Annotated in this window: 15 protein-coding genes; all 15 read right to left on the bottom strand. The window is 58.2% G+C overall.

Annotated features, from left to right (window positions below; genetic code table 11):
- On the bottom strand, positions 1-645 hold a 645-nt coding region (locus tag PHS32_RS07735; protein ID WP_301078351.1), incomplete at its 3' end, for a VacJ family lipoprotein.
- A complete protein-coding gene (gene mlaD, locus PHS32_RS07740) occupies positions 642-1,130 on the bottom strand; it encodes an outer membrane lipid asymmetry maintenance protein MlaD (RefSeq protein ID WP_301078352.1) in 489 nt (162 codons plus the stop codon). The genes PHS32_RS07735 and mlaD, both read right to left, overlap by 4 nt.
- Positions 1,131-1,209: 79 nt before the next feature.
- Positions 1,210-1,992, bottom strand: coding sequence for a lipid asymmetry maintenance ABC transporter permease subunit MlaE (gene mlaE, locus PHS32_RS07745; protein ID WP_301078353.1), 783 nt, complete (start codon positions 1,990-1,992; stop codon positions 1,210-1,212).
- Entirely contained in the window at positions 1,989-2,804 is an 816-nt protein-coding gene (locus tag PHS32_RS07750) for an ABC transporter ATP-binding protein (protein WP_301078354.1), read from the bottom strand. The genes mlaE and PHS32_RS07750 overlap by 4 nt, the downstream gene beginning before the upstream one ends.
- Before the next feature lie 56 nt (positions 2,805-2,860).
- Positions 2,861-4,348 carry a glutamate synthase subunit beta gene (locus tag PHS32_RS07755; protein WP_301078355.1) on the bottom strand — a complete coding sequence of 496 codons (1,488 nt, stop codon included), beginning with the start codon at positions 4,346-4,348 and terminating at the stop codon, positions 2,861-2,863.
- A 58-nt stretch (positions 4,349-4,406) separates the two neighbouring features.
- Positions 4,407-9,143, bottom strand: a complete 4,737-nt coding sequence (locus tag PHS32_RS07760) for a glutamate synthase-related protein (RefSeq protein ID WP_301078356.1) — start codon at positions 9,141-9,143, stop codon at positions 4,407-4,409.
- A gap of 178 nt (positions 9,144-9,321) precedes the next feature.
- The gene (locus PHS32_RS07765) at positions 9,322-10,017 is read right to left on the bottom strand and encodes a transposase (RefSeq protein ID WP_301078357.1); all 696 of its coding nucleotides are present in this window, start codon (positions 10,015-10,017) and stop codon (positions 9,322-9,324) included.
- A gap of 26 nt (positions 10,018-10,043) precedes the next feature.
- Positions 10,044-10,946 (bottom strand): SAM-dependent methyltransferase, encoded by a 903-nt coding sequence (locus PHS32_RS07770; protein WP_301078358.1) that lies wholly within the window; start codon positions 10,944-10,946, stop codon positions 10,044-10,046.
- Positions 10,936-11,562 (bottom strand): DUF1415 domain-containing protein, encoded by a 627-nt coding sequence (locus PHS32_RS07775; RefSeq protein ID WP_301078359.1) that lies wholly within the window; start codon positions 11,560-11,562, stop codon positions 10,936-10,938. The genes PHS32_RS07770 and PHS32_RS07775 overlap by 11 nt, the downstream gene beginning before the upstream one ends.
- A 29-nt stretch (positions 11,563-11,591) precedes the next feature.
- Positions 11,592-12,767, bottom strand: coding sequence for a deoxyguanosinetriphosphate triphosphohydrolase (locus PHS32_RS07780; RefSeq protein WP_301078360.1), 1,176 nt, complete (start codon positions 12,765-12,767; stop codon positions 11,592-11,594).
- Complete coding sequence (aroB, locus tag PHS32_RS07785; RefSeq protein WP_301078361.1) at positions 12,745-13,848, bottom strand: 3-dehydroquinate synthase; 1,104 nt, start codon at positions 13,846-13,848, stop codon at positions 12,745-12,747. The genes PHS32_RS07780 and aroB overlap by 23 nt, the downstream gene beginning before the upstream one ends.
- The gene (locus PHS32_RS07790; protein WP_301078362.1) at positions 13,845-14,378 is read right to left on the bottom strand and encodes a shikimate kinase; all 534 of its coding nucleotides are present in this window, start codon (positions 14,376-14,378) and stop codon (positions 13,845-13,847) included. Before PHS32_RS07790 ends, aroB begins: the two co-directional genes overlap by 4 nt.
- The gene (locus PHS32_RS07795; RefSeq protein WP_301078363.1) at positions 14,375-17,293 is read right to left on the bottom strand and encodes an Ig-like domain-containing protein; all 2,919 of its coding nucleotides are present in this window, start codon (positions 17,291-17,293) and stop codon (positions 14,375-14,377) included. The genes PHS32_RS07790 and PHS32_RS07795 overlap by 4 nt, the downstream gene beginning before the upstream one ends.
- 25 nt (positions 17,294-17,318) lie before the next feature.
- Positions 17,319-19,394 (bottom strand): type IV pilus secretin PilQ, encoded by a 2,076-nt coding sequence (locus PHS32_RS07800; protein ID WP_301078426.1) that lies wholly within the window; start codon positions 19,392-19,394, stop codon positions 17,319-17,321.
- Positions 19,395-19,456: 62 nt separating this feature from the next.
- Positions 19,457-19,966: a pilus assembly protein PilP gene (locus PHS32_RS07805; RefSeq protein ID WP_301078364.1), complete on the bottom strand. Its 510-nt coding sequence runs from the start codon at positions 19,964-19,966 to the stop codon at positions 19,457-19,459.
- Between the last annotated feature and the right edge of the window lie 11 nt (positions 19,967-19,977).

Genomic DNA, 19,977 nt, shown 5'->3' on the forward strand with positions numbered 1-19,977 from the left:
CTCCTCCAGCATGGTACTGGCTTTCAGCAAATCGGACCTTTGATCAACCACTCTGAGGGCCTCGGCGGTGTTGCGGGTCGGAATATGGGGAATATTGGCGACAAGATCGCCCTTCCAGTCAACCGGCAGTGCCGCAGTGTCGCGCAAGGTTGAGGAGCCGAGCAAAGGAAGCACCAGATAGGGACCGCTGCCCACCCCCCAGTAGCCCAGGGTATGGCCGAAATCCTTGGTATGTTTTTCGATGTCCATCTCGGTCGCCACATCGAAAACACCACCCCAACCAAGAACGGTATTGACCCCGACACGGCGCAAACTGTCCATCGCCGCCTGTCCCTTGAACTGCAAGGCGTTATTCACAAACGACCAGACATCTTCCAGGTTGCCAAAAAAATTGCCAATCCCTTGCCGCACCCGCACCGGCATGACATCCCTATAAGTGCTGGCCACCGGCTTGAGGACCGCCGCGTCGACCGCATCGTTGAAGCGGTAGACCCCGCGATTGAACGGCTCCAGCGGATCACGCGGATCGGCGGTAGGCCCGCTGGCGCAGCCGGCCAGCGACAAGGCAACCAGCAACACGCCGGCCTTCAGGGCGCGAGCGACGCCCGGCCGAGCAACACGTGACAGTGCCAAATTGACCGTCATTTCTTTCCCTTGGCAGGCTCGGGGCCACTGCCCTCAGCCGCCTTGCTGTACAAAAACTGGCCAATCAGGCTTTCCAGCACCATCGCCGATTGCGTATTCGAGACGGTATCTTCCGCCACCAGCGTCTTCTCGTCGGCACCCGGTTCCAAACCCAAGTATTGCTCGCCCAGCAAACCACTGGTCAGAATTTTCAGGGAGCTGTCCTTGGGAAACACATAACGGCTTTCCATTGCCAATGTCACCCGCGCCTGAAAGGATTTGTCATCGAAAATTATTTTTTCGACACGGCCCACCACCACACCGGCGCTGCGCACCGCAGCTTTTGGCTTGAGTCCTCCGACATTGTCAAACTTGGCGTAAATGGTATAGCTTTTCTGGAAACTCAGAGTCAGTAAATTGGCTGACTGCAAAGCCAAAAACAGGATGGCCACGGCACCAATCAGCACAAAAATACCAACCCATACGTCATTTTTTGAGCGCTGCATCAAACTTCCTTATAAGCGGTTGGGGACAGAGCCGGCTCGCTTCTCGTAGCTGCGGTCTTTCCCACAAAATATTCGGCATTCATATGGTAAACATCATGGCAGTCAGGATGAAATCCATGCCCAGCACCGACAGGGATGCCATCACCACGGTTCGGGTCGTCGCACTGGCCACGCCTTCCGGCGTGGGCTGAGCATTGAACCCCTGCAATAACGCGATAAAGGTCACCGTGAAACCAAAAACAACACTCTTGATGACACCGTTGCCGACGTCTTGCCAGACATCGACACCGCCCTGAATCTGGCTCCAGAAGGAACCGGCATCGACGCCAATCATGAGCACGCCGACAACCCAGCCGCCGATGATGCCCATGGCGCTAAAAACCGCCGCCAGCAAGGGCATGGTAATGACGCCGGCCCAAAAACGGGGCGCCAGAACGCGCTGCACCGGATCCACCGCCATCATCTCCATGACGCTGATCTGTTCACCCGCCTTCATCAGACCGATCTCGGCCGTCAGAGACGTTCCGGCCCGGCCGGCGAACAACAGGGCCGTCACCACCGGCCCCAATTCCCTGACCAGGCTGAGCGTCACCAACAGACCCAGCGCTTCGGACGAGCCATAGCGCTGCAAGGTGTAGTAGCCCTGCAAGCCAAAAACAAAGCCAACGAACAAGCCGGACACGGCAATGATGGCCAACGAGTAGTTGCCCAGGAAGTGAATCTGGTCACGCACCAGCCCGAAGCGCTTCAAGCTACCGCCCAAGGTTGCCAAAAGGCGAATGAAAAGCCGGGCACCTTGCCCCAGGCTGGCCAATTGACTTCGAACCGCAAAACCGACATCCCCAGGCTTGTACCAACTCATGGCGTTGCTCCCAGGCCGAAATCCTGCCCTACCGAGGGGCCTGGATAATGAAAACGCACCGGGCCATCGGGCAAGGCATTCACGTACTGGTATACCAACGGGTCGGTGCTGTGGCATACATGATCGGGTGTGCCTTCGGTCGCCACTTTGCCGTTGGCCAAAATGATGACGTGGTCGGCGATGGCCAAGGTCTGCTCCAACTCATGCGAGACAAAGATGCTGGTCAGTCCCATGGAGTCGTTGAGCTGGCGTATCAAGCGCGCCGAGGTACCGGTGGATATCGGGTCCAGACCGGAGAACGGCTCGTCGTACATCACCAATTCAGGGTCCAGCGCAATCGCCCGCGCCAGCGCGATGCGTCGGGCCATGCCGCCCGAGACCTCGCTGGGCATCATGTCTCGCGAGCCACGCAAGCCGACCGCGTTGAGCTTCATCAAAACGATATCCCGGATCAGGGCTTCCGGCAAATCGGTGTGTTCACGCAGCGGGAACGCCACATTCTCGAACACCGACAGATCGGCAAACAAGGCGCCAAACTGGAACAGCATGCCCATGCGGCGGCGTGCCGCATAGAGCTGCAACTGGTCCATACGGGCGACGTCTTGTCCGTCGAACAGCAATTCACCGGCCTGCGCCCGAAGCTGCCCTCCGATCAGTCGCAACAGGGTTGTCTTGCCTCCGCCCGAGGCGCCCATCAGCGCGGTGACCTTGCCGCGCGGCACAGACACGCAAACGTCGTCCAGAATGACGCGCTCGCCATAGCCAAAGCTCAGGTGACGCAGTTCGACAAGAGATACCGAAGGTGAGGGCATGATAAATAACAAGGCCGGGTGGTGCCCGGCCCTGCGATCATACGGGATTACACCTACTAGCGTGGCAGAACGCTGGCGCCCATCAAAAATTCATCGACCGCACGTGCGGCCTGACGACCTTCACGGATGGCCCATACCACCAGACTCTGACCGCGGCGCATGTCGCCAGCGGCAAAGACCTTGCTGACATTGGTAGCGTAGGCGGCCGAGAAGTCAGTACTTGCTTTGGCATTACCGCGGGCGTCTTTTTCGACACCGAAGGCCTCCAGCACCGAGGCCACCGGGGCGACAAAACCCATCGCCAGCAATACCAGATCGGCTTTCAGGATCTGCTCACTGCCCGCCACCTCCAGCATTTTGCCGTCTTGCCAATCGACACGAACGGTCTTCAAACCGGTAACTCTGCCTTTTTCGCCCAGAAATTCTTTGGTCGAGATGGCGAACTCGCGGCTGCAACCCTCTTCGTGGCTGGAACTGGTGCGCAACTTGAGCGGCCAGTAAGGCCAAGTCAAGGGACGATTCTCTTGCACCGGGGGCTGTGGCATGACTTCAAACTGGGTCACACTGGCCGCACCGTGACGCTTGGCCGTGCCGACGCAGTCGGAGCCGGTGTCGCCGCCGCCAATGACGACCACGTGCTTGCCGTCGGCCCTGATTTGGCTGATACCCCGGCCCTTGAGTTTGTCGCCGGCGTTGACCTTGTTCTGTTGCGGCAGGAACTCCATGGCGAAGTAGATGCCGTCCAGCTCGCGGCCCGGCACCGGCAGGTCGCGTGACTGCTCGGCACCGCCGGTCAGCAGTACCGCGTCGAAGTCCTTTTGCAGTTGGGCTGCGGAAACGGTCTCCTTGGACCAATTGGTCACCTTGGCGCCGGGACCGGATTTGGGCATCTCGCCCACCAGCACACCGGTGCGAATGGTGACGCCTTCCTGCTGTAGTTGCAGGACGCGGCGATCAATGTGCGATTTTTCCATCTTGAAGTCCGGAATGCCGTAGCGCAGCAAGCCACCCACCCGGTCATTCTTCTCGAACAAGGTCACGTCATGGCCGGCCCGTGCCAATTGCTGCGCCGCCGCCATGCCGGCCGGGCCGGAACCGACCACCGCCACTTTTTTGCCGCTCCGGTGCCTGGCCAACTGCGGCTGCACCCAGCCCTCGGCCCAGGCCCGGTCAATGATGGCGTGCTCGATCGACTTGATGCCCACCGCACTGTCGTTCACGTTCAGTGTGCAGGCAGCCTCGCAAGGTGCCGGACAGACGCGGCCGGTGAACTCGGGAAAGTTGTTGGTGCTGTGCAGCAGATCGGCTGCATTTTTCCAGTCCCCACGGTAAACCAGATCGTTGAAATCGGGAATGATGTTGTTGACCGGACAGCCGTTGTTGCAAAACGGCGTGCCGCAGTCCATGCAGCGTGCCGCCTGCACCTTGGCTTGTGCTTCGTCCAGACCAATGACGAATTCCTTGTAATTTTTCAAGCGCTCAGGCACCGGCTCGTAGCCTTCCTCAAGACGCTCGAACTCCATGAAGCCAGTGACTTTTCCCATAATTACTCCTTTGCGGGACAGATCTTCAGCTCTGTCCCCAACACGTTAAACCGCTGATTCATGAGCCAGCCGACGCTGCTTCCTTTTTTGTAGCAGCTTGCCCGCCAGCAGGGGCCGGCACTTCTCTTTTGGCATGAATCTGACCCAGGGCGCGCTTGTACTCATTGGGAAACACCTTGACGAATTTCAACCGGGACTGGTCCCAGTTATCGAGCAATTCACGGGCACGCTTGCTGCCGGTCCAGCGGTTGTGCTCCTCCAGCAACTTCCTCAGTTGCGCTTCATCGCTCTGACCACGATGCCACAGGCCAGGGTCGAGACTGGCTTGCTGCTCCGCCGTCGTCAGCACTTTCTCCAGGGACACCATGGCGCCATTGCAGCGTTTGGAGAACTGGCCATCTTCGTCGTACACGTAGGCAATACCGCCGCTCATGCCGGCGGCAAAATTGCGCCCGGTCCGGCCCAGCACGGCCACCGTGCCACCCGTCATGTACTCGCACCCGTGGTCGCCGGTGCCTTCCACGACGGCCGTGGCACCCGACAAACGAACGGCAAAGCGTTCACCGGCAACGCCGCTGAAAAACGCTTCACCGCTGGTGGCGCCGTACATCACGGTGTTGCCGACAATGGTGTTGCGAATCGCCTCGCCCCGGAAGTCGATGCTGGGGCGGACCACCACACGCCCACCGGAGAGACCCTTGCCGGTGTAATCGTTGGCGTCGCCAATCAGGTAGAGCGTGATGCCGCGCGCCAGAAAAGCGCCAAACGACTGCCCCCCGGTACCCTCAAGCTGGATGTGAATCGTGTTATCGGGCAAGCCCTCCGGGTGGACACGGGTGACCGCCCCGGACAGCATCGCTCCGACCGATCGGTTGACATTGCGGACCGGCTCGATGAACTGGACTTTCTCGCCCTTGTCGATGGCCGGGCGCGCCTTAGCAATCAACACGTTGTCGAGCGAGCGCTCAAGACCATGCTCCTGGCTCTCGGTCTGGTACTGGGGCACGTCGGCCGGGACCTTGGCTTGGGCAAACAGTCGGCTGAAGTCGAGTCCCCTGGACTTCCAGTGCGCGATGCCCTTGTGGGTGTCGAGCAGATCGGAGCGGCCAATCAGATCATCAAACTTTCGAATCCCCAGCTGGGCCATGATGGCACGCACTTCTTCCGCGATGAAGAAGAAGTAGTTGACCACGTGCTCGGGCTTGCCGGAGAACTTTTTGCGCAACACCGGGTCTTGCGTGGCGACGCCCACCGGGCAGGTGTTGAGGTGACACTTGCGCATCATGATGCAGCCCTCCACCACCAGCGGAGCAGTGGCAAAACCGAACTCGTCGGCGCCCAGCAAGGCACCAATCACCACATCACGCCCGGTCTTCATCTGACCGTCGGCCTGAACCCGGATGCGGCTGCGCAAGCGGTTGAGCACCAGCGTCTGCTGGGTTTCGGCCAGGCCGATTTCCCAGGGGCTGCCGGCGTGCTTGATGGATGACCAGGGTGAAGCGCCGGTGCCCCCATCATGGCCGGCAATTACCACGTGATCGCTCTTGCATTTGGCGACACCGGCGGCGATGGTGCCGACGCCAATTTCACTCACCAGTTTGACACTGATGCTGGAGTGGGGCGCCACGTTTTTCAAATCGTGGATCAGTTGCGCCAGATCTTCAATCGAATAGATGTCGTGGTGCGGTGGCGGCGAAATCAGGCCCACGCCGGGCACCGAGTGACGCAGCCGGCCGATGTACTCTGACACTTTGCCGCCCGGCAGTTGTCCGCCCTCGCCCGGCTTGGCGCCCTGCGCCATCTTGATCTGGATCTGGTCGGCGCTGTTGAGGTACTCGGCCGTCACACCAAAGCGACCCGAAGCCACCTGCTTGATGCGTGACCGTAAGCTATCGCCGTCCTGCAAAGGCAAATCCACTTCCACCACATCGTCGCCAATCACGCTCTTGAGCGAGTCGCCTATTTTGATTGGAATGCCCCTTAATTCATTGCGGTAGCGCGCCGGATCTTCGCCGCCCTCGCCGGTGTTGCTCTTGCCGCCAATGCGATTCATGGCAACTGCCAGCGTGGCATGGGCTTCCGTGCTGATGGAGCCCAGCGACATGGCCCCGGTGGCAAAGCGTTTGACAATTTCCTTGGCCGATTCGACTTCCTCCACGGCGATCGCCTTGGTCGCATCCAGTCTGAATTCGAACAGGCCGCGCAGCGTCATGTGGCGACGGCTCTGGTCGTTGATGAGCTGCGCGAATTCCTTGTAGGTGTTCCAGTTGTTGGCGCGCGTACTGTGCTGCAGCTTGGCAATGGCATCGGGCGTCCACATGTGCTCTTCTCCCCGGGCACGCCAGGCGTATTCGCCACCCGTGTCCAGCATGTTGGCCAGCACCGGATCGTCGCCGAAAGCCGCTTGGTGCATGCGGATGGCTTCTTCGGCGATCTCGAAGACACCGATCCCCTCCACCCGGCTGGGCGTGCCGGCAAAGTACTTGTCCACGGTCTCGCTGGACAGGCCAATCACCTCGAACAACTGCGCGCCGCAATAGCTCATGTAGGTGGAGACGCCCATCTTGGACATGATCTTGGACAGGCCCTTGCCGACGGCCTTGACGTAGTTGTAGATGGCCTTGTCGGCGCTCAGGTCGCCGGCCAGGTCTTTGTGAACACTGACCAGCGTTTCCATCGCCAGATAAGGATGCACTGCTTCCGCGCCATACGCCGCCAGCACGCCGAAGTGGTGCACCTCGCGGGCGGTGCCGGTTTCCACCACCAGGCCGGCGGTGGTGCGCAAGCCTTCCCGCACCAAGTGCTGGTGGATGGCCGACAAGGCCAACAGGGCCGGAATTGCCACTTGCGTGGCGCTGATTCCGCGGTCGCTGATGATGAGAATGTTGTTGCCACCCTTGATTGCGTCCACCGCTTCGGCGCACAGCGAAGCCAGCTTGGCTTCCACGCCCTCGTGGCCCCAGGCCAGCGGGTAGGTGATGTCCAGTGTGTAGCTGCGAAACTTGCCTTGCGTGTGCTTTTCGATGTTGCGCAGCTTGGCCATGTCGGCGAAGTCGAGCACCGGCTGACTCACCTCCAGACGCATCGGTGGGTTGACCTGATTGATGTCCAGCAGATTGGGCTTAGGTCCGATGAAGGACACCAGCGACATCACAATGGCTTCGCGGATCGGGTCGATCGGCGGGTTCGTCACCTGGGCGAACAATTGCTTGAAGTAGTTGTAGAGCGGCTTGTTCTTGTCGGACAGCACCGCCAGCGGGCTGTCGTTGCCCATGGAACCAATCGCTTCTTCACCCGCGCTGGCCATCGGCGCCAGCAGGAACTTGAGGTCTTCCTGGGTGAAACCGAAGGCCTGCTGGCGATCCAGCAGGCTCGGTGAAATAGGGGTCAGATCCAAATCTACCCCTATTTCACCCACCACATCATCGAGCTTGATGCGAAGATTTTCGATCCACTGCTTGTAGGGCTTGACGTTGGCCAGATGGGTCTTGAGCTCTTCGTCATCGATCATGCGGCCCTGTTCCAGGTCGATCAGGAACATCTTGCCGGGCTGCAGACGCCACTTGCGCACAATTTTGTTCTCGGGCACCGGCAGCACACCGGATTCGGACGCCATGATGACCAGGTCGTCATCCGTGATGCAATAGCGCGAGGGGCGCAAGCCATTGCGGTCCAGTGTGGCACCGATCTGGCGACCGTCGGTGAACACGATGGAGGCCGGACCATCCCAGGGCTCCAGCATGGCGGCGTGGTACTCATAGAAGGCCTTGCGGCGCTGGTCCATGGTGCTGTGCTGCTCCCATGGCTCCGGAATCATCATCATCACCGCCTGGGCCAAGGGGTAGCCAGCCATGGTCAGGAGTTCGAGACAGTTGTCAAAGGTGGCGGTGTCGGATTGGCCAGGGAAGGTGATCGGGTAGAGCTTTTGCAAGTCGGCACCCAGCACCGGCGACGACATCACACCTTCACGCGCTTTCATCCAGTTGAAGTTGCCCTTGACAGTGTTGATCTCGCCGTTGTGGGCCACATAACGGTAAGGGTGGGCCAGCGGCCATTCGGGGAAGGTGTTGGTGGAAAAGCGCTGATGCACCAAACCAAGGGCCGAAACGCAACGCGGGTCTTCCAGGTCACGGAAGTAGGTGCCCACCTGATCGGCCAGCAACAAACCTTTGTAGATGACGGTCCGGCTGGACATGCTGGGCACGTAATACTCTTTGCTGTGCTTGAGCTTGAGCGCCTGGATGTTGGCACTGGCAGTCTTGCGGATCACATACAGCTTGCGCTCCAGCGCATCCTGCACGATCACGTCGTTGCCGCGCCCAATGAAGACCTGACGCAGAACCGGCTCTTTTTCGCGCACCGTGGGCGACATCGGCATCTCACGGTTGACCGGCACATCGCGCCAGCCCAGCAGCACCTGCCGTTCGGCTTTGATGGCACGCTCCATCTCCTGCTCGCAGGCCTGGCGGGAAGCGTGCTCCTTGGGCAGAAAGATCATGCCAACGCCGTATTCGCCCGGCGGCGGCAAGATCACACCCTGCGCCGCCATCTCCTGGCGATAAAGCGCGTCAGGCAACTGAATCAGAATGCCGGCGCCGTCGCCCATCAGCTTGTCGGCTCCGACAGCACCCCGATGGTCCAGGTTCTCCAGAATCTTCAGTGCATTCTTGACAATTTCATGCGACTTGCCGCCCTTGATGTGCGCCACAAAACCGACACCACAAGCATCGTGCTCATTGGCGGAAGAATACAAACCGTGTTCCTTGAGATGCAAGATCTCGGCAGCCGTCGTCATGGCGCGCTCCTAAAAATGTCAGAGTTCAGGAGAATATCGCACTGCAACAAAAATGCCAAGCAAAATAATTGGGGTCAGATTCCAATTAACAATTTTTGATATCGATCATTAAATAATTGGGGACGCATCAAAATACCTGACTACATACCAAATGGATAAAGCGGCGAATGCCTGTCCGTTATGTTTTTCGAACTGAAACTGGTCGCCCCGCAGCGCTTTTGGCGACCCGGCGTTGCGTTCGCTTCTGCAAATCAGCGACGAAATCGGGCTCGCCCAAGGCCCAGCCGCTCAAGGCCGAATCGGTCAGTGCCTTCTGCTGTGCAGCACTGACACCGGACTGCACCAGGTCAGCGTAGGCAGCTTCGCGAGCAAAGGGGGTATTGCCAAGTTCCCACAACAAGGCGTGTGGTGTGATGAATTTGTCCGTACGCTGCCCGGTGTAATGCCCGAAGCTGGACCACGGATAGTCACACGCTTGAGTCACCAAGCCTGCACGCACCGGATTGAGATCGATATACGCCATGCATGCGAGCAAATAGCGTTCGCCCTGGATCAGGGTCGACTTGTAGCGCCCCTCCCACAAGGTGCCGCTGCGCTTTTGAGTACTGTTGAAGTAGCGCACGTAGCGCCTTCCGACGGCCTGCATCATCTGCGGCAAGCCGTCGGCAGTCCGCGGTGTAACCAGCAAATGAAAGTGGTTTCTCATCAGCACATAGGCGTGGATTGCGACGTCAAACTTATCGGCATTCTCAACCAGCAGATCCAGCAGAGTCTGGTAATCTGTCTTTGAGATAAAAATGGCTTGACGGTTATTGCCACGCTGAATCACGTGGTGCGGGTAACCAGGCAGTGTGAGGCGGGGAAGTCGGGCCATGGGAGTTAATTGGAATCTGACCCCAATTATTGCAACTTAAAGCGCGTCTCAAGCAGATTTGTCAGTCCGAATTCCTGTAGCAAGTCTCGCATTCGTTGCGCCGCGGCGTTATTTTTTTGCCCCGTGTAGCGGGCAATGATGAGTTCGTTTTTCATGCTGTGCTCCCAGCCCACCAGTTCCGTCACCGTAACCTGGTAGCCCGACGCCTCCAGATACAGGCAACGCAGCACATTGGTAATCTGACTGCCGATCTCGCGTGTGTGCAGCGGGTGACGCCACAATTCGGCCAGCGGCGTGCGTGACAAAGACAGGGCTTTGTACTGACTCAAAACACGCGCCACTTCGGCTTGACAGCAGGGCACCAGCACCATGAACTTGGCGTGTTTTTGCAGACCAAAAGCAATCGCGTCATCCGTCGCGGTGTCGCAGGCATGCAGTGCGGTCACAATGTCGATTTGAGTCGGAAGTTGGTCAGATTGCGCAGACTCGGCGACGCTCAGGTTCAAAAACGACATTCGATCAAAACCAAGCTTGACGGCCAGCTCGTGCGCTTTCTGGACCAGTTCGGGACGCGTCTCCACCCCATAAATGCGACCCGCCTGCCGTGCCTTGAAGAACAGGTCGTAGAGGATGAAGCCCAGATACGATTTGCCGGCACCGTGGTCGGCCAGTGTGACGCCTCTGCCACTTTGGCCGGCCTGGTCAGACAACTCGAGCAACAATTTCTCAATGAATTGAAACAGATGGTAGACCTGCTTGAGCTTGCGACGCGAATCCTGATTGAGCCGGCCCTCGCGGGTCAATATATGCAATTCCTTGAGCAGCTCGATCGACTGGCCAGGCCGGATTTCAGACGCCTCAAGGCCGGATACCTGGGCCGCGGCGCCAGACCCACCGGCAGCATGGCGATTTGCTTTTTTAGTTTTCATTGATCTTCTTGCCCACCCCTTCGGCAGTGGGGATTTGATTATCCGAAAGAGAAACCGGGCAATCTTGCGAGCGCCCTACTCGCAACGCATCCCAGCCGGCGGGACCGAGCCGCTCCATGGTTTGCATGTTTTTCTCGAAAATGGCATCCGCCTCCGGAAAAGCCTCCACCGCCCGATCAACGCTGTCTTCGCGCAACAAGTGCAACGTGGGATAGGGTGAGCGGTTGGTGAAATTGGTGATGTCGTCAACCCTGGTTCCAGCAAACTGGAACCGGGGGTGCAGACTGGCAATCTGGAATATCCCATCGAGTTCCAAATCCAGCAGAGCTTGGTCAGCCTCCGCCAGAAAATCATTGAAATCAAGAAAATCGGCAAGACAATTCGGCGCAATCAAAAGCGTTGTGTCCCGGGCCGACGGACTTTGGGTTAACAGCTCCTGGAGTTCAAACACAAGGTCGGGTAGCAGTTCCCGGGCACTTCTGGCTTGACTCACCGCATAGTGGATTTGCCCTTTCACGTGCACACTCTTGGCAAACGGGCACAGGTTCAAACCGATCACCGCGCGCTCCAACCAGCCCCGCGTATCTTCAATCACCTGTTGCGATGATGTAGTCATTTTTTACTCACTTGGAGGAAGCCAGCGGGTCACCCGACAAGCAGCTTCAGGTTCATCAAACGCTCGTGCTCGCGTCCGGCGAAACGGTCTGTCATGCCTGCAATGTAGTCCGCCACCACGCGCTCCGGGCTGCTGGCCTCCTGCAAAGCACCACGCACCGCGTCCGAACGTGCGGAATAACCGCCCTGCATCTCCTGTGGGTTGGCCCGATAGGCCTGAAACAGGGAACGTACCACCTGCTTGGCCTGCCCGGTGGTGTGCAGAACTCTGGGATGCCGGTACAACTGATGCAGCAGAAATTGTTTAAGCCGCTGCGATTTGAGACGCATATCTTCGCCAAATTTCAACAAAGGCGCCATCTGGCGGACCGCGCTCACGCTCTGCGGCTGGGCGTCTTCAATTGCCACGGTGCTGGCTTCGATGACATCGAGAACCTGCGCGCTCAGCATGCGGCGAATGGTCTCGTAGAGTAGCCGGCGACCCTGCACCTGGTCCAGCAAATGCGGATACTCGGCCAGGGTTTGACGCCGAAAATCGTCAAACAAAGGCACCTCCTGAAGCTGCTCCAGCGTAATCAGGCCGGAGCGCACACCGTCGTCAATGTCATGCGCGTTGTAGGCAATTTCATCGGCCAAATTGCACAGCTGTGCCTCCAGACTGGGTTGGCCATGCACCAGAAAGCGCTGGCCGACGCCACCCGGCTCGTTTAGCTCCAGTTGTTCCGCATGGCTGCGCGAGCAATGCTTGAGGATTCCTTCGCGCGTCTCGAAAGTGAGGTTCAAACCATCAAACTGAGGGTAGCGCTGCTCAAGCTGATCGACTACCCGCAGGCTTTGCAGGTTGTGCTCAAAGCCACCGAACTCCGCCATGCAGTCATTGAGGGCTTCTTGCCCGGCGTGACCGAACGGCGTGTGCCCCAGGTCATGGGCCAGAGCAATGGCCTCGACCAGGTCTTCGTTGAGCCGCAGCGAACGGGCAATCGAGCGCCCCAGTTGTGCCACCTCCAGCGAATGTGTCAAACGGGTGCGAAACAGGTCGCCTTCGTGATTCAGAAAGACCTGTGTTTTATACACCAGACGCCGAAACGCGGTGCAGTGCACGATGCGATCCCGGTCGCGCTGATATTCGGTGCGCGTCGGTGCCGGCGGCTGCGCGAAACGGCGGCCGCGGGATTGGGCCGGATCACAGGCAAATACAGCTAGCATCAATCACCTCGCGCACCAGCGCATCCGGTGCTCCACGCAACACGGCACCGCCCGATCCGTCAAGCAGGACGAACCTGATTTCTCCGCTTTGCGCCTTCTTGTCCACCCGCATGAGTTCAAGGTAACGCCCGGCGTTGTCAGTCTCCGCCAGACATGGCGCAGTCACCGGCAAGCCCGCTTTCCGAATCAGCGCGGTCAGACGCTGGGCCAGAGCCAGCTCCACCAACCCCAGGCGGTACGACAATTGAGCGGCCATGACCATGCCGCAGCCGACGGCCTCCCCATGCAACCACGAACCGTAACCCAGGCCCGCCTCGATCGCGTGACCGAAAGTATGGCCAAAATTCAGAATGGCACGCAACCCGGCTTCGCGCTCATCCTGCGCCACCACCCAGGCCTTGATTTCACAACTGCGCCGAACCGCATGGGCCAGTGCCGCTGGTTCGCACGCCATCAAGGCGTCAACGTTGTTCTCAATCCAGGACAAAAAGTCGAGATCGGCAATGGGCCCGTATTTGATCACTTCAGCCAATCCGGCACTCAGTTCGCGCGCCGGCAGCGTCTTGAGCGTAGCCAGATCGCATACCACCTTCAGGGGCTGATAAAAGGCGCCAATCATGTTCTTGCCCAAGGGATGGTTGATGCCGGTTTTGCCACCGACTGACGAATCGACTTGCGCCAACAAGGTGGTAGGCACTTGGACAAACGGCACACCGCGCATGTAACTGGCGGCTGCAAAACCGGTCATGTCACCCACCACGCCACCGCCGAGTGCGAAGAGAATGGTTTTCCGGTCACACCCGTTCTGCAGCAAAACATCAAAGATCTGGTTCAGGGTCTGCCAGGTTTTGTACTCTTCCCCATCGGGAAGGATCAGTGTCTGGACATTCGCGTACTTGCCTTGCAACGCCCTCTGCAAGCGCTGGGCATAGAGCGGAGCGACCGTGTTGTTGGTCACAATCAATGCGCTACTGGCAATCGGCAACTCGGCGTAGGTCGCCGGATTGTCAAAAAGCGAGTCGCCTATGGCAATGTTGTAGCTGCGCTGCTGTAGATCAATCGAAACTGTTCGGACATTCATACCCCGGAGTTTAGAGGCAGCAGACCTGCCAACTCAAACTGCATCAGAATCGTGTTGACCAAGGTCGCAACCGACGGTCGCCCGGTTTCAATGATGAAATGCGCGGTCTCCCGATAAAGCGGATCGCGCAGGGCATGCAAATCGCGCAGGCGGCTCAGGGGATCGGCCACCTGCAACAAAGGTCGTCGCTGGTCGTAACGCAGGCGTCGAAACAACTCTTCAGGCGAGGAATTCAGGTAAACCACCTGACAGCGCTGATGCAAGTGTTGGCGATTGGTCGGCCGCAAAACAACGCCGCCGCCAGTTGCCAGCACACCTTGCGGATGCTGGCTGAGCTGATCGATCACCGCCTCTTCAACATCGCGGAATCGGTCCTCCCCCTCGCGCTCGAAATATTCACGGACGGAACAACCCAACTGCTGCTCGATCACCTGGTCGGAATCAAAGAACGGAAGTTGAAGCCGTCGGGCGAGCTGTCGCCCGACGGTGGATTTGCCGCAGCCAGGGAGGCCCACCAAGCTGGTGATCACGGAAGAGTTTTGAAGGAAACGGAACTCACCGTAGATTGGCGATTGCCTGCGGCATCTTCGGCAATGAAGTAAATCACATAGTCCGTGTTCGCGGTCTTTCCAGTGAGAGGAACATTGACTGAAGTGTTGGCTGACATGGCAACCGCAGTGCCCGTTAGCCGCACAGTACCCACTGGAGGAACTGGATCTGTGGACAACTGCGCCAGGTAATAACCGGTACCCACTTCGTTAAGTTGGGCAATCAGCGTGGCGCCAGTAGTGGTGATACTGTTGACGGCTATCAAGCTGACTGGCGGAGTGGTGTCAGGTGAAGAAGTCGGCACCGCGGGCACGTCATAGGAAAAACCACTAACCAATCCGCTAGGCGACGTCACTTTGATAAAGATGGTCGTACCGCCGCACCCCGTAAGTGCGATGGAATGACTGGACCCCAACTGTAAGCCAGTCACTCCGGAGATATTGGGCACGATACTGGGCGTAATCGTTCCAATCACGCACGTCGCCCCGGAACCGGTTGCAGAAATTGTCGTCCCCGCAGGCATCGGCAACAGGGAGTGGTCGGCACTGTTAACCCGCACCGTGATAAAGGTGGGCGAAACCGGGGTCGCTGCCGTCGTCAAAGTCAACGAAGCTGAACTGGATGCAAACAGTATCACCGCCTGTTGCCTGACTGTGGTTGCCTGGGTTGCGGCACCTGTGCACGTATTGGCTCTGGCTGGGGAAGAACCACCAGCACCGGCGCAAGCCACTGTACCGCCCTTTGGGATGACGAATTCGCCAACGTCATACTGACCGTTTTCATTGTCGTCCCGGTAGGCGTCACCCACATCCACCAAAGTGTCAACGCCTGGGTCATAGGCATTGTTGCCATTGACATCAATGTATTCCTTCAAGCCTTCGGCATAGGCCAGAACCGAAACCCGACCGTCCGCAGGTCTGGGGTTCTGGCTGATGAATGCCACAGAACACACCGCATGTCCCGACGCGTCACGCGCAGTCGCGCAACTGGGCGCCACCTGGCCGCCCTCTGCAGTGAAATTGATCACCGTGCCATCGGGCACCGGATTACCTTGACGATCAGCAACTCGCACCGTCAACTTGGTACCGCTGCCATCCAAGTTCCACCCTTCGATGTTGAAAGTTTCGACCGACAAGCTGAGATGATTCTGGGATGGTGGGCCGGAAGCCACCGTCAAGTTTTTCGAGGTTGTGAAAACCGTCGGGGCGCTAACCAAGGCCGCTTTGACTTCCACTGGACCAGGAATGGTTCCAGAGAAAACACTGACCGACGCAATACCCAGGGCATCGCTGTTAGCGGTCAGGTTTCCCGGGGTGCCGGAGGCACCCAGCCCGACGCCACCTGGGTTCACAGTCAAGGAAAAGACCACCGGAATATTTGGCATTGCAGCGCCCGTCGAATCGAGCACCTTAAACTGTGCAACGGATTGCTCCGCCGCTCCAGAACTCTTGACGAAAATCTGGGAAGGTGTGGCTGACACAAAATTGATGGCATTGGCAACCGGAGCTGCGATGGTCAACGTTGCTTTTTGCGCCGCGGATCCAGCAGCAGAGGCGCTAAGCGTCACCGCGCCACTGCAAGATGAACCGCCAGCTTTTACCGCCGAATAGGTTGCGCTTGCCGAACCGCTACCGTCGGTGGTCACCACGTTCGCAATGGTGCCGCAATCCGCGGTCAGCGACACGTTAACTCCCGCAACGGGTATTGAATTCGACTGCGCTGTGATAGTCACGGAAGTATTACCGCCAGCAGTCAGCGAACTACTGCCCAAGGTCAGCGGACCAAGTGTGACATTGGCGGCTGCCACGGCAAAGTCAATGGAAGCAGAATAGGTCGAACCGGCATCCAGGGCTTGCGCCGTTAGCGTTGCCGCCCCAACAGTGGAAATGGAAGCCGGGGCAATGGACACTTGCGCCTCACCTAAAGAATTGGTAAGGGCTGTTGTCGGTGACACAAGTGCGATACCCGCGCCATTCAAGGTAAAACCGACCATTCTTCCAACAATAGGAACATTGCTGGCGTCTTTAAACGTCGCCTTGATGTAATTACCACCGCCAAATGTGACATTGGACACTGCGGCATTGGCAGAATTAAATATCTGAACAACCATGTATGGGCTGATCGGGAGCCCGGTCGCTGCCACCGCAAAGTCCAAGGTGCCGGTGAAGGTAGTCGTGCCATCGACCGCTTGCGCCTGCAACGTCGCGGCACCAGCAGTCGCACCGACCGAGGGGTAGATTCCCACCTGTGCCTCGCCCGCAGCATTGGTCAAGGCGGTCGCAGCCGCCAAAGTGGCGATGTTGGAAGCCACTGAGAATGTGACCTTGCGATTTGCAATCGGTACCCCGGCAGCATCCATGAATGTTGCCTTGACGTAATTGCCACCGCCATAAGTCACATTGGAAACAGCGGCATTGGCGGCGTTGAATAGCTGAACCGCAATAGAAGTGCCTACCGGCCCCCCTGTGGATACCACGGCAAAGTCAAACGAAGCAGTGAGAGTGCCGGTGCCGTTGATCACCTGCGCCTGCAATGTGGCGGCACCCACCTTGGCACTCAGAATACCAACCTGTGCCTCACCCACGGAATTGGTCAGCGCGGTGGCAGACACCAAGGTGGCAATGTCTGAACTGATTGAAAAACTCACCAAACGGCCAGCAATTGGTGCCCCCGTGCCATCCTTGAAGGTGGCCTTTGCATAGTTGCCACCGCTGGCATTAATGTTGGCTACAGCAACATTGCCTGAATTGAAAATTTGCAGAGCAAGCGTTGATGCTGGGGCAACCACCACTGGCGTTGGTGCCCCACTTGAGGTCCCCGGATTGCCGCCACCGCCACCACAAGCGACAAGCGCCGTCAGGACGATCACCGAAAAAACGTATCTCAATAAATTCATATTCTTCCTGCGATTCATTTTCAGCTCAACGCGTAGCGGCCTTGTCGGTGATGATTCTTGGCGTCACAAACACCAGAAGTTCCTTCTTGACCTGCGTTTTCGATTTGTTCTTGAACAAATTACCGACCCCCGGCAAGTCCCCAAACCAGGGCACCTTGGCCTCGTCGCCTTGCTCCTGAAGTTCAAAAATACCACCGATCACGACCGTGCCGCCGTTGTCCACAAGTACTTGCGTAACGATATTCTTGACGTTGATTGCTGGGCCGGCAGTCAGGGTCTCGGCACCCTTCACGTCCTTGCTGACGTCCAGGTCCATGATGACCGTGCCCTCGGGCGTAATTTGAGGCGTCACCTCAAGTCTCAAATTGGCATCCTTGAAAGAGGTGGTACAGCCGGTGGTACCGCCAGCCGGGCAGGTTTGGTAGGGAATTTGCTCACCCTGTTTGATGGACGCTTTCTTGCCGTCGGCCGTTACCACGCGCGGGCTCGACACAACACGACCCTTGCTGTCTGCCTCCAGCGCGGAAATTTCAAGATTCAGGAAACGGTTGGCAACGGCGTTGAAAATCGACACGCCAAAAGTGGCGACGTTGCCCATCCCCATGCCACTGGCCGGCATGTTCACAAAGTTGCCCGACGTATTGACCGTTCCGCCGGCACCGCTGGCAGCCACCACATCGCTGTAACTGGTGCCAAAGGCAATGCGGTTGTCGCCCGACAACTGGTAACCGCCGTCACCCCCTCTATTTGCTCTCAGGTCGGTAGCCCCAAACTTGACCCCCAGCGACTTCCCAAAAGTATCGTTGGCCTCAACGATGCGCACCTCGATCATGACCTGCCGCACGGCGACATCAAGCTTCTGCAGCAGTTGCTGCACTTGCTCCAGCCGGGACGCGACGTCAGTCACGAAGAGTTGATTGGTCCGCGGGTCAGCCGTCGCACTCCCACGCGGACTCAAGGTGCGCCCCGAACTCTTCTCGCCGCCGCCGGCACCGGTCAACTGTTTTGCGATGTCCTCCGCCTTGGCATAGTTCATCTGGAAAGACTGGGTACGAACCGGCTCCAGGTTGAGCACGGCAGCCTTGGACTCCAGTTCCAGTTTTTCCTTGGCGATAATTTCATCCTTCGGTGCAATCCAGATCACGTTGGCGGTCTTGCGCATGCCCAGCCCCTTGGCCTGCAAAATGATGTCCAGGGCCTGATCCCATGGCACATCCTGCAGGCGCAGGGTTACCCCACCCGTGACCGAGTCGGAAGTGATGATGTTGAAGTTGGTGAAGTCGGCGATGACTTGCAACAGGGACCGAACCTCGATGTTCTGGAAATTGAGCGACAGTTTTTGCCCGCTATAACCCGGTCCCTGGGTCAATTTGGACGGATCAATTCTGAGCGGTTTGACTTCCACCACAAACTGTTCATCGCTTTGGTAGGCGCTGTGAACCCACTGTCCCTTGGGCTCAATCACCATGCGCACGCGGTCACCGACCTGAAAGGTCGTCACAGTTTGTACCGGAGTGCCAAAATCAGTGACATCCAGACGCCGCCGCATGCCCTCGGGCAAAGTCGATTTCATGAACTCGACGACCAGAGTTTGCCCTTGCTGGCGAATATCCACGCCAACCTGATTGTTCGGCAAGTCGACCACAACTCTGCCAGCGCCCTCGTCGCCACGACGAAAATCCAGATCTTTAAGTGGCAAGTTGTCGCGACTGCGACTTTCCGCAAAAACAGGTGCCGCGGTCGCTGGTGCTGACGCCACCGCCACCGCATCCAGTACCACCAGCAGGGATTTGCCCTGCAACTGCATTTTGTAAGGAGTGGCCTGCTTTAGATTAAGTACCACGCGCGTCCGGTCCCCGGCTTGCACAACATTCACCGATCTCAAATTACCCTGGTTGACCTCAACGGTGGAACGACCCATGGCGTTCGATATGCCGGGGAAATCAAGTGCAATTCTGGCTGGCGACTGGATTGAAAATCCACTCGGAACGGTCCCTAGCGGTTGAGTCAAATCGATCCTGACGACCTCGACACCCCCTTGAATAGACCCCGATACAGCTTCAATGGCGGTCTGGGCCTGCACGACAAGAGCCGCCACCATGAGCCCCACGGCCAAGCCTAGCCGTTGCCACAGTCGCCTAGCGACCCAATTGTTCCGATAGTTCATTTCGACCTCTCTTGCAGCTGCAAAGTAGCAGTGCGTTCAATCCATTCGCCGCTAGCGTCTTGCACAATTTCGCGCAACGTGACCTCGGTCTCGGCGATCTTGGTCACACGACCATAATTCTGTCCAAGATAGTTGCCAGGTCGCACCTGGTACAACAAATTCTCAACTTTCACCAGCGCAACCGGCTGCCCCTCCTTGGTCAAGCTTCCCACCAGTGTCATCGCGTCCAGGGGAAACGACTCCAAGGCCTCCCTGCGGCGCGCCAACTCAGGCGCGAGCAAGGCGCCATTGGCGGTTGCTTGAGTCGACTCGCGCTTGAGGGCCTGCGTCAGTTTTTGGTTACTGAAAGGCTCCATCGCCGTAACTTGGTTATAACTTTCGGGCTTGAATTGCTTGGGCTCGGAAATTGGACTTACCTTGGGCCGGCTCTGACTTCTTTGCGCAGTCATCCATTGCCGCAATTCATCTTCACCCGAGACGCTGCAGCCAGCAAGGGTCAGAACCATGGCAGCGAGAA

This window comes from Rhodoferax sp. (assembly GCF_028714215.1).
GTDB lineage: Bacteria > Pseudomonadota > Gammaproteobacteria > Burkholderiales > Burkholderiaceae_C > Rhodoferax.